The organism is Flavobacterium kochi (assembly GCF_048286715.1).
GTDB lineage: Bacteria > Bacteroidota > Bacteroidia > Flavobacteriales > Flavobacteriaceae > Flavobacterium.
In genome coordinates this window covers 208,848-218,920 of the sequence record NZ_JBLVPW010000007.1, presented here as the reverse complement: position 1 = coordinate 218,920, position 10,073 = coordinate 208,848, and the positions used below count along the sequence as shown (strand labels likewise).

Annotated in this window: 13 protein-coding genes; 5 read left to right on the top strand and 8 right to left on the bottom strand. The window is 36.8% G+C overall.

Features of this window, described 5'->3' with window-relative positions; all coding sequences use genetic code 11:
• Positions 1-248: 248 nt before the first annotated feature.
• From ACNQGH_RS08680 to ACNQGH_RS08650, 7 genes are all read right to left on the bottom strand, one after another.
• The gene (locus ACNQGH_RS08680; protein ID WP_417955580.1) at positions 249-725 is read right to left on the bottom strand and encodes a CHRD domain-containing protein; all 477 of its coding nucleotides are present in this window, start codon (positions 723-725) and stop codon (positions 249-251) included.
• 354 nt (positions 726-1,079) lie between these two features.
• Positions 1,080-1,553, bottom strand: a complete 474-nt coding sequence (rlmH, locus tag ACNQGH_RS08675) for a 23S rRNA (pseudouridine(1915)-N(3))-methyltransferase RlmH (protein WP_417955579.1) — start codon at positions 1,551-1,553, stop codon at positions 1,080-1,082.
• Between the two features lie 109 nt (positions 1,554-1,662).
• Positions 1,663-2,058 carry an SRPBCC family protein gene (locus ACNQGH_RS08670; RefSeq protein WP_417955578.1) on the bottom strand — a complete coding sequence of 132 codons (396 nt, stop codon included), beginning with the start codon at positions 2,056-2,058 and terminating at the stop codon, positions 1,663-1,665.
• A 38-nt stretch (positions 2,059-2,096) separates the two neighbouring features.
• A complete protein-coding gene (locus ACNQGH_RS08665) occupies positions 2,097-2,540 on the bottom strand; it encodes a VOC family protein (protein ID WP_417955577.1) in 444 nt (147 codons plus the stop codon).
• Positions 2,541-2,599: 59 nt separating this feature from the next.
• Positions 2,600-3,091 (bottom strand): VOC family protein, encoded by a 492-nt coding sequence (locus ACNQGH_RS08660; RefSeq protein WP_417955576.1) that lies wholly within the window; start codon positions 3,089-3,091, stop codon positions 2,600-2,602.
• 278 nt (positions 3,092-3,369) lie between these two features.
• Complete coding sequence (locus tag ACNQGH_RS08655) at positions 3,370-3,837, bottom strand: SRPBCC family protein (RefSeq protein WP_417955575.1); 468 nt, start codon at positions 3,835-3,837, stop codon at positions 3,370-3,372.
• A 62-nt stretch (positions 3,838-3,899) separates the two neighbouring features.
• Positions 3,900-4,388, bottom strand: coding sequence for a hypothetical protein (locus tag ACNQGH_RS08650; protein WP_417955574.1), 489 nt, complete (start codon positions 4,386-4,388; stop codon positions 3,900-3,902).
• Positions 4,389-4,656: 268 nt separating this feature from the next.
• Between ACNQGH_RS08650 and nadC the strand changes: the two genes are divergently transcribed.
• The 5 genes from nadC to ACNQGH_RS08625 all read left to right on the top strand — a co-directional run bounded on the left by nadC (position 4,657) and on the right by ACNQGH_RS08625 (position 8,786).
• Positions 4,657-5,514: a carboxylating nicotinate-nucleotide diphosphorylase gene (nadC, locus tag ACNQGH_RS08645; RefSeq protein ID WP_417955573.1), complete on the top strand. Its 858-nt coding sequence runs from the start codon at positions 4,657-4,659 to the stop codon at positions 5,512-5,514.
• Entirely contained in the window at positions 5,511-6,422 is a 912-nt protein-coding gene (locus tag ACNQGH_RS08640) for a YihY/virulence factor BrkB family protein (protein WP_417955572.1), read from the top strand. Before nadC ends, ACNQGH_RS08640 begins: the two co-directional genes overlap by 4 nt.
• 164 nt (positions 6,423-6,586) lie before the next feature.
• Entirely contained in the window at positions 6,587-7,453 is an 867-nt protein-coding gene (locus tag ACNQGH_RS08635; RefSeq protein ID WP_417955571.1) for an NAD(P)H-hydrate dehydratase, read from the top strand.
• 177 nt (positions 7,454-7,630) lie between these two features.
• Positions 7,631-8,425, top strand: coding sequence for a HipA family kinase (locus ACNQGH_RS08630; protein ID WP_417955570.1), 795 nt, complete (start codon positions 7,631-7,633; stop codon positions 8,423-8,425).
• On the top strand, positions 8,403-8,786 hold the full coding sequence (locus tag ACNQGH_RS08625) for a DUF3037 domain-containing protein (RefSeq protein ID WP_417955569.1): 384 nt from the start codon (positions 8,403-8,405) through the stop codon (positions 8,784-8,786). Before ACNQGH_RS08630 ends, ACNQGH_RS08625 begins: the two co-directional genes overlap by 23 nt.
• Positions 8,787-8,872: 86 nt before the next feature.
• On the opposite strand, the gene ACNQGH_RS08620 is transcribed toward ACNQGH_RS08625, so the two are convergent.
• The gene (locus ACNQGH_RS08620; RefSeq protein ID WP_417955568.1) at positions 8,873-10,063 is read right to left on the bottom strand and encodes a BaiN/RdsA family NAD(P)/FAD-dependent oxidoreductase; all 1,191 of its coding nucleotides are present in this window, start codon (positions 10,061-10,063) and stop codon (positions 8,873-8,875) included.
• Positions 10,064-10,073 lie beyond the last annotated feature (10 nt).

Here is a 10,073-nt window from a genome sequence, read left to right as displayed (position 1 = left end):
GAAGATGTTATAACTTTGTCCATAGTCGCATTTTGAATTTTCGCAAATACAATTTACACCTTTTTGGTGAGACTATAACTGCCCTAAAGCTTGATTTATCAACACTTTGGGGCTTTTATTTTATTCAGTTGCGACTACTGGGTACTACGCATAAAAAAAGTCTCTCTATTTAAGAAAGACTTTTGCTGAAGTGGCCCTACAAAAATAAGTTGTTGTTTAATTCGAGATGCGCCCTACCTTCTACAGTATTAATAGGGTGCAACGTATTCAACGAGTTGTCCTCTTATTTCTCCAGTTGAATGTGCGGTACTATGTATGTTTACATAATATAGTTCCGGTACGGCTTTAAGATCTGCTTCCTGAGCTGCATTTAAAGTACCGGATAAAGTATAGGTTGTTGCGGATGTGCTGGTCAATTCAAAAACGATATTATTTGCTGGAGATGAACCAGCTAATCCTCTATGGATATGAGCCATTGTAGGATTTACCACATTATGAGTTACGTTAATGGTGAATGCTTTTGTAGTATTATTGAACGTAAGTGTGGCATTTCCCATTGCGCTTGAAGTAACCGCAGGAAATTCATTTGAGCCATTCAATGTTGCTTTATAAGTTACCGTGGTTGGGTTCGGATTAGGACCTGGACTATTGTAGCCATCACCACCACAAGACGCTATGCCCAATAAAAAAAATGTAATTGCAAAAAATCTAAATATACGTTTCATGATAAAAAATTTAAAAGGTTAAAAAATGGAAATACCACCCATATTAGTAAATATTGTAATTAGTTTATACTGTCTAATTTTTAAGGTCTATTTTTTTTTTTGTGTAAATTGTTGATTTCATGAAGGTTAAATATACGATATTTTTTTGGAATTAAAAGTATTTTAGCGGTTAAATTATGAATCCCTTATCCGATACAGGAATCAATGATCAGGAAATAATTTAAGAGGGCTGATACTTTTTTTTAATCGGCTGTGTTGTTGATGGAAATGATTAAAGAGATTTTTTTATAAATCTATAACTATGCTTTGCTTTAAAAAATATAGAAAAATAGTACCATTTAATCGGATGTAAAATCATTGATGATGATAGGGCTCATTTCTCAATATTGTAAATCCGCGATACAATTGTTCGATAAAAAACAAACGCACCATTTGGTGGGAGAACGTCATAAGCGAAAGTGAAATTTTTCCTTGCGCTTTGGCGTATACCGTTTCTGAAAAACCATAAGGACCACCGATAACGAAGACTAAAGTTTTTACACCTGAGTTCATTTTCTTTTGTAATTCTTCTGAAAAACCAACACTGGAAAAATTTTTTCCATTTTCGTCCAACAAAATGAGTTGGTCTGTTGGCGTTATTTTTGCCAAAATCAGCTCGCCTTCTTTTTCTTTCTGCTGGCTTTCCGATAAGTTTTTTACGTTCTTGATATCAGGGATAATATCCAGATCAAATTTGATGTAAAAAGACAAACGTTTGGTGTAATCGTTTATCAAAGATTGTAAAGCTTTGTTATCAGTTTTACCGATAGCAATAAGTTTGATGTTCATTTTGTGAAATTTCAGAGGGCAAAGATAGAAAATTGATATTGTATTTGATTAATAAAAAGAGCCCACATAACATGGACTTTCTAGCGTTAGTTCTTATTTTTTTTATACTTTATTTAGATTCTGTATATTTTTTGAAGTTATCCAATATAGATTGCCAGCCCGATTGTTGCATAGCTATCGGATTTTCATTTTCGGCTTCAAAAATTTCAATAATTTTGGTCTTGTCATTGTCATTACAAAATTGAATTTTTACTTTTCTATTGTCATCCGCTGTATATTCAATAAGTTCATTCGATTTTACAGTATCATAAGTGCCACTAAAGTCAAATCCGACACTGCCGTCTTTTGCTTCCATTCTTGAAAGAAATTTACCGCCTGCTTTCAAATCATTTTCGGCTCTGGTTGTATGCCAGTCATCAGAGGCATTGTTCCAATTAACAATATCTTCCGGGTTTGTCCATTTTTCCCAAACTGTTCCGATTGGCGCATTAATTATAGTTTCCACTGTAATCAATGTTTTAGCATTTTTGTCCATATCTTAAATTATGCGGTTTTTTCAACACAGTTAAACATCCATTGAATACCGAATTTATCCGTGCAACTTCCATAATAGGCTCCCCAAAACATAACTTGAAGTTTCATTGTTATTGTACCTCCATCAGCCAATGCATCGAATAATTTTTTTGTTTCGACTCGGGTGTCTGGTTCCAAATTGATATGAACATTATTGCCAAAATTGACTTTAAAACCCATTGATTCGGGTGCATCAGTTCCCATCAAAGCATGTCCGCCCAGAATTGGTAATTCGATGTGCATGATTAGATTTTTATCATTTTCATCAATTGGAGGCATTCCTTCCGCTGGTGGAATGTCTTTGAATCGCATTATTCCGTGGCCGCTAAATTCTCCTCCAAATACAGATTTATAAAAATTAAATGCTTCCTCAGTATTGCGAGGAAAGTTGAGATAGGTGGTTACTCTTGCCATTGTATCTATTTTTAATAATTTCTTCGTTTTATTCTTTATAAAGGTTTCCTTCTAATATTCTAGCCACTATAGGCCGTTTCCAGCTTTTCAATATCAATTTTTACCATTTGCATTATTGCTTGCAAAACACGGTTTGATTTTTCACTATCGTCGCTTTGCATCATTTCGCCTAATATTACCGGCACAATTTGCCAGGAAAGATCAAACTTATCTTTCAGCCATCCGCATTGTTGAATTTGTCCGCCTTCTGAAAGTTTTGACCAAAACGTATCAATCTCCTGTTGGTCTTCACAATTAACGATGAATGAAACAGCTTCCGAAAAGGTAAATAGCGGCCCGCCATTTAAAGCCAAAAAATCTTCTCCGTCTAATTGAAAAGAAATGGTCAAAACTGTTCCTTCAGGTAAAGGTGCATTTTTGCCATAATGGGTTGCTTTCCCAATTTTTGAATTTTTAAAAACAGAAGCGTAAAAAGTCACTGCTTCCTCGGCATTCTCATTAAACCATAAACAAGGGGTGATCTTTTGGGTAATTATTTTTTTATTTTCCATAAAACAGTTTTTTACGTATTGAAATTAAATAATAATTTGGAGATGAACAGAGGATTGCCTCGTTCGAAACGAAGCAATTATTTAGGGATGTTAAAAGTACAAAATTAGTTGAAAATAAAAAGTTTATCTAAATATATTTTTATTAATTAACTGTAAATCAAATATTTGTACTTCGATGTTGACTTGTGGTTTATCGGAAATGTTTGAAGTGCTTTTTTAATATTTTTTTATACGCCGCAGTTAGCAGTAACGGTTCTTCGCGCTTTATGCATTATTTACTATTTACCTTCTTTTGGAAATCGGTCTAAAATTAAATTTAGCTCAATGTCATGTTCCAAATAGGCTTTTAGACCTGCTAAAACCAGCGTAAATCCTTCTGTTGAATCCCGTATTTGTGAAATAATTTTTGCCGCATCGCCTTTAAATCCACTGTTAACAATACTTACAAAAGTTCCGGTGGCCCCTAAATTTTTAAACGTCCATTCCACAGTTGAAATTTCATCATGGTTTCCCCATTCAATTACAATTTTTTTATCCGGTTCTATTATTTTAGGCTTAACCAAAATGGAGTGATGGTACATTTCCCAGGTCCATTGCGCTTCTTTTCCTTCTTCAAGTTTTCCTGAACTTTTAGTAAACCAAAATTTAGTGGTGATTTCAGGATTTATAAATGCCTGAAAAACGTGTTCAATGGGTTTTCTAATTAGCATTTCAGCTTTTGCGTACTGTTTAGTTTCTTCAGTCATCTTTCAGGCTTATTTTTTTATTTGGTAAAGCTATCTTTTGGCTAGGGTACATTTTTTTAAAATTACGATTTTGGCAGCGGCGCGCCAACAGCAATATCGCATCTGTGATTTGTCTGACCGTGCGGTGGGTTCATTCCCTCTGGAGTAGGCGTTGTTACTGCAGGAGCTGTAGCAGTATTTACCGGGTCCGTTGAAACTGATTTGTTTTGTTGGGAAGTTATTATTTGCTGTGTTGGTACATTTTTAGCAGGGGTCACCGGAGAATTTAATGGAGCGCCAACAGGAATATCACAACGATGCAATGGTTGACCGTGTGCTGGATTCATTCCTTTGCCAACAGGAACTGGAGTTGCTAAAGTCTGAGTTTGATTGGCAACAGTAGCATTTTGCGATACCTGAGACGCTGTCGAAGCTTGACTGCGCATTTGTTTACCAATCTCAGTAAATGGAATTATGTTTGTTGGAGTAGTGCTATTTTGCGGTGCGACTTCTTTTTTGCAGGAAGTCAATAGTATTGTGGAGACAAAAAGAAGGTATAAAAAAGATTTCATAGACAGTTTTTTGTTGTTACTAAGCTCAAATATAAGATTTTAATAGTATAGCCCGAAATAATAAATCCGATTTAAATTTAATTTTCGGATCGTTGAATGCTATGGATCAAAATACTAACATAGTATCTCATTATAACGTCATCTTTGCCGCTGGACAATGCTTTGTTAAAAAATAAATTAATTTGCTTCTTTTCTTAAGAACCAAGCGGACATATTTTAAAATCCACAAAATATACCTTACTTTAGCATTCCATAAATTTACTATAAAATGATTAGCAAAGCACAGCTCAAGGATGAGTTACATATATTAATTAAAAATGCCATTCGGGAAGATGTTGGCCCTGGAGATTATAGTTCTTTGGCATGTATTCCTGTAACGGCGACCGGTAAAGCGAAGTTGCTTGTAAAAGAAGATGGTATTATTGCTGGTGTGGCTTTTGCCAAGATGGTTTTCGAGTACGTCGATTCTAATTTGCAAATAGAAACATTCATCGAGGACGGAACTCCGGTAAAAAAAGGAGATGTTGTTTTCCATGTTTCAGGAAGTTCACAATCGATCTTGAAATCGGAACGGGTAGTTTTGAATTCGATGCAAAGAATGTCTGCAATTGCAACCAAAACCAAAGAGTATGCGGTTCTTTTGGAAGGAACTAAAACTAGAATACTTGACACACGCAAAACGACTCCTGGTTTCAGAGCTTGTGAGAAATGGGCGGTCAAAATTGGCGGAGGTGAAAATCATCGTTTTGCTTTGTATGACATGGTTATGCTCAAGGATAATCACAACGATTTTGCTGGTGGAATTACTTTGGCCATAGCCAAAACCAAAGCGTATCTCAAGGAAAATAATCTGGATCTAAAAATCATTGTTGAAGCCAGAAACCTGGATGAAATAAAAGAAATATTAGAAAGTGAAGGTATTTATCGAATTTTGATAGACAATTTCAATTATGAAGATACCCGAAAAGCAGTGGCTTTAATAGGAGACCAGTGTCAAACGGAATCTTCCGGAAATATTGATGAAGAAACTATTCGTCAGTATGCGGAATGTGGCGTCGATTATATTTCGTCCGGTGCCTTAACGCATTCTGTTTATAATATGGATTTGAGTTTAAAAGCAATATGAGTGCCGAAATTGAAGAAAGAATAGAAAAAGTTCCCGTAATACGGAATCTTGCTCGTGGGTTAAAAACGATAAAACTCCCATGGCTGCAGGGACTATCGTTGTATGACTTATTGGAATTGTACGGATTGGGAATTGTCGAAAGTGCCTTAACCTATCACGCCAGTGCGATTGCATTTAGCTTCTTCATGGCATTATTTCCCTTTGCGTTGTTTATTTTAAATCTAATTCCCTACATCCCAATCGAAGGTTTTCAGGAGGATTTTCTTCAATTTGTTAGACAGGGAGTCCCGCCAAATACGTATGATGCCATTTATAAAATTATTAATGACATTCTCCATAATAGCCATTCAGGATTACTTTCCTCAGGGTTTATATTGTCTATTTTTCTGATGGCAAATGGATTAAACGGAATTTTGGGGGGCTTTGAATCGTCGCGTCACGTCCTTATCAAAAGAGGATTTATACACCAATACATTGTGGCTCTGGGCATGTCATTATTGTTATCAATACTATTGATAGTAACTGTATCAGCCATCGTTGTTTTCGAGGTATTTATTCAAAAAACGATACTGAGTGACCAAGTTGAATTGATTATTTTATGGCGCTATGCGTTCATCATTGTAATGATTTTAATCACAACTTCCATACTTTTCAAGTTTGGTACAATGCATGATAAAAAAAGGGCATTTATTTCGATAGGATCAGTATTTACTACTATTTTGGTTCTTTTGGATTCCTATGGTTTTGGAATTTGGGTGATACGATTTTCAAAATACAACGAATTATATGGCTCTATAGGAACCCTGTTAATTATGATGTTTTACATCTGGATCAACTGCATGATATTACTGCTTGGTTTCGAATTAAACGGAACAGTAAACAAACTAAAAATAAAAAAAGAAGCCTAGTTTTTAAGTGATATGACCCGCTGCTCGCTTCAATTTTTTTTGTTTTTAGTTCGGGGATAGGGGAGAAACAAAAAGAATTTCCTCAGTCATCAAGACTTGAGGATTTTGGTTGAAATTAACGATCCGTTTCATTTTAAATTTGTAATTTTAGACAAACAAATGCAATGATGAATCCAATTTACATCGACCAAAAAGAAATTCTCAAACGGTATCGACAACCCGACCAGCATACCCACAAAGGAATTCAGGGACACGCCATTATCATTGGCGGAAGTTATGGGAAAATGGGAGCCGTTTGTCTTTCATCCAAAGCCTGTATAAAAACCGGTTGCGGATTGGTTACTGTTTTTATACCCGAATGCGGGTACGATATCCTTCAAATTGCCATTCCCGAAGTTATGGTTCTTACGGATAATCAGGAAAAATTTATTTCCAATATTACTTTCGATATCGAACCTCAGGCTGTTGGTATTGGGCCGGGTTTAGGTCTGGAAATCGAAACGCAGCAAGCCGTCTATAAATTGCTAAAAACTAATAAAACACCTTTGGTAATCGATGCGGATGCGTTGAATATTTTATCCAAAAATAGAGAATGGCTTCCTTTATTACAGCCCAAAACCATCATTACGCCACATCCAAAAGAATTGGAACGGCTGGTAGGCAAATGGAATTCGGATGCTGAAAAAATCGAAAAAGCGATCGCCTTTTCTAAACAGTATCAACTTATAATAGTCATGAAAGGAGCGCCTACACATATTATTGATGGAGAAATAATCTATGAAAATACTACTGGAAATGCGGCTTTGGCTACCGCAGGAACAGGAGATGTTTTGACAGGCATAATAACCAGCTTATTAGCACAATCGTATAAACCAATAAGCGCTGCCATACTTGGCGTTTACCTTCACGGTCTAACTGCTGATATTGCACTACCCGAAACAGGTTTTCAGTCCTTTATTGCTTCCGATGTTATTTCGAATATCGGGAAGGCCTTTTTGAGTTTAGAGCATAAGGATTACAACTTCCTGTGATTCAATCTGCATTCTCATTCCGTTTTTATCTGTCATTCGACGCAACAGGAATCTCATCCGATAAAAAGTAGCGAAGTTTCGTTAAACCGAAACCATCATTCTACAAAATTGACCTTAAATTTAGCTCAGTTATTTGTAAGTTTGTACTTAAGCAAAATAGCTTTATCCAATTCGATTATGGAAAAAACACCCCATCTTAGAACCGTAAATGTTACGCGGTACGTCACTCCGTTGCGGGAAGGAGGTTCTTTACCTGCGCTCGCTGAAGCCGATGATGATTTTAAATATGTATTGAAATTCAAAGGTGCCGGCCATGGCGTTAAAGCCTTAATTGCTGAATTAATTGGGGGCGAGATAGCCCGTTTTTTAAACCTTAAAATGCCGGAACTCGTCTACGCTAATCTCGACGAAGCGTTCGGACGCTCAGAAGGGGATGAAGAAATCCAGGACTTGCTTCAAGGAAGTCAGGGACTTAATTTGGCTATGCATTTTTTATCGGGAGCCATCACTTTTGATCCGGTAGTTACTGTGGTTGATGCAAAATTAGCTTCCCAAATTGTGTGGCTGGATGCTTTTATTACCAATGTAGACAGAACGTTCAGAAATACTAATATGCTGATTTGGCACAAGGAATTATGGCTTATTGATCATGGTGCAAGTCTTTATTTTCATCATTCCTGGACCAATTGGAGAACGCATGCACAAAGTCCCTTTGCACTAATAAAAGACCACGTACTATTGCCACAAGCTTCACTCTTGAAAGAAACGGATGTACTATTCAAAAAAATGGTAACCAATGAGGTGCTTCGATCTATTGTCAATCTGATTCCTGACGAATGGCTGCAGTGGGAGGATAGCCAGGAAACACCCGAAGCACTTCGAGAAGTCTATTTTCAGTTTTTATCCATACGTTTGAACCATTCCGAAATATTTATAAATGAAGCCCAAAATGCAAGAGAAACACTTATATGAGTATGCTGTAATCCGTGTTGTACCAAGGGTAGAACGCGAAGAATTCCTCAATGTGGGTATTATTCTTTTTTGTAAAAAAGCCAAATTTATAAAAGTACTCTGTTCTATTAATGAAGCCAAGCTCCGACCGTTTTTAGGCGAATTGGACTTGGAACAACTGTATTTAAATCTGGAAGCTTTCGGAAAAATTGGAAATGGTGTACAATCAGGTGGGCCAATAGCGCAATTTGATATTCCATCGCGTTTCCGTTGGTTGACCGCTATTCGCAGTTCGGCTATTCAAACCTCAAGACCACATCCTGGAATGTGTGACGATTTGGAACAAACAGCAAAACGATTGTTTGAGGAGATGGTATTATAGATGAATTGGGATGGAAAGACTATCGTGAAGTTATGACGTACTGATAAGAATATTCTTTTTGAATTGATCACTATAATCTTAAAAAATTATGAGATGCTGTTCAGGTGACGAGCAAGATGCATGCCCATGCTAAAGCAGGCTTGAAGCAGGTATCCTCCAGTGGGTGCATCCCAGTCCAGCATTTCGCCAATACAATAGTGATGTTTCATCTTTTTCAATTGGAAGTTTTTATCCACGGCATCCAGTTGAACACCTCCAGTTGTAGAAATAGCATCGTTTAATAGGGCGCAACCTGTTATTTCTATACTTAGTTTTTTAATGTTTTGTGCCAATAGTTCCGGATTTAGGTAGGTTTCTTTTGAAAGGTATTTTTTCAAAAGCCCAATCTGCGCAGTACTTAATTTAATCTCTTTTTGTAATTTTTCACTCGTCTTTTTTAAGCTTGATTTTTTGATCTTTTGGTGCAAATCATCATAACTTAACGCGGGTTTTAGGTCCAGATAAATAGTGGCCTTTTGTTGGCGATCAAGCTCTTTCCGAATTTGGGGACTAAGCGCATAAATGGCATTGCCTTCTAAACCAAAACGGGTGATTACCGCTTCGCCTTTTTGGCTTTTATTCAAACAGCTAATGGCTATGTTTTTAAGTGGACTGCCTTCGTGTTCAACGATGAAATCTTTGGGCCAATTAACACGGTAAGCACAATTCGAAGATTGAAAAGGAACGATAGCTATGTCTTTTGTTTTGAATAAATCAAGCCATGAGCCATCAGATCCGGTTACCTTCCAGCTGCCGCCGCCCAAGGCAAAAATAGTATAATCAGATTTTATTGCTGTATCAGTATTGAAAACAGGATCATCATTGCTGATCCAGCCCGTCCAAGTGTAGTTATATTGTATGTGAACACCCTGTTTATGGAGAACCTTTAGGATTGCGTTGAGCACTCCTATAGGTTTAATGCCACTTTCAGGATAGACGCGTTTGCTACTGCCGATGAATGTTGGAATACCGATGGTGTTAATCCATTTTCGGAAATCTTGATTATCAAAATCAAGTAATGCTTCTTGTAAAAAATGGGAAGGTGTATACCGCGCGATGAGTTCAGCAACAGGTTCCGAATGGGTGAGGTTAAATCCTCCTTTTCCGGCCACCAGAAATTTCCGTCCCAGTGTTTTGTTTTTCTCGTAGATGGTAACCTTAAACTTCTCGCAATCGAGTAATGCAGCGAGTAAAAGTGCTGCAGGTCCTCCTCCAATAATTGAAACTGATTTCTTCACGGTACAAAAA

Coding starts and splice junctions, on each gene's coding strand:
- ACNQGH_RS08655 (WP_417955575.1), bottom strand. CDS start 3,837: ATGACTGAAGAAACTAAACAGTACGCAAAAGCTGAAATGCTAATTAGA.
- ACNQGH_RS08635 (WP_417955571.1), top strand. CDS start 6,587: ATGATGAATCCAATTTACATCGACCAAAAAGAAATTCTCAAACGGTAT.
- ACNQGH_RS08630 (WP_417955570.1), top strand. CDS start 7,631: ATGGAAAAAACACCCCATCTTAGAACCGTAAATGTTACGCGGTACGTC.
- rlmH (WP_417955579.1), bottom strand. CDS start 1,553: ATGAACATCAAACTTATTGCTATCGGTAAAACTGATAACAAAGCTTTA.
- ACNQGH_RS08625 (WP_417955569.1), top strand. CDS start 8,403: ATGCAAGAGAAACACTTATATGAGTATGCTGTAATCCGTGTTGTACCA.
- ACNQGH_RS08680 (WP_417955580.1), bottom strand. CDS start 725: ATGAAACGTATATTTAGATTTTTTGCAATTACATTTTTTTTATTGGGC.
- ACNQGH_RS08650 (WP_417955574.1), bottom strand. CDS start 4,388: ATGAAATCTTTTTTATACCTTCTTTTTGTCTCCACAATACTATTGACT.
- ACNQGH_RS08640 (WP_417955572.1), top strand. CDS start 5,511: ATGAGTGCCGAAATTGAAGAAAGAATAGAAAAAGTTCCCGTAATACGG.
- ACNQGH_RS08665 (WP_417955577.1), bottom strand. CDS start 2,540: ATGGCAAGAGTAACCACCTATCTCAACTTTCCTCGCAATACTGAGGAA.
- nadC (WP_417955573.1), top strand. CDS start 4,657: ATGATTAGCAAAGCACAGCTCAAGGATGAGTTACATATATTAATTAAA.
- ACNQGH_RS08660 (WP_417955576.1), bottom strand. CDS start 3,091: ATGGAAAATAAAAAAATAATTACCCAAAAGATCACCCCTTGTTTATGG.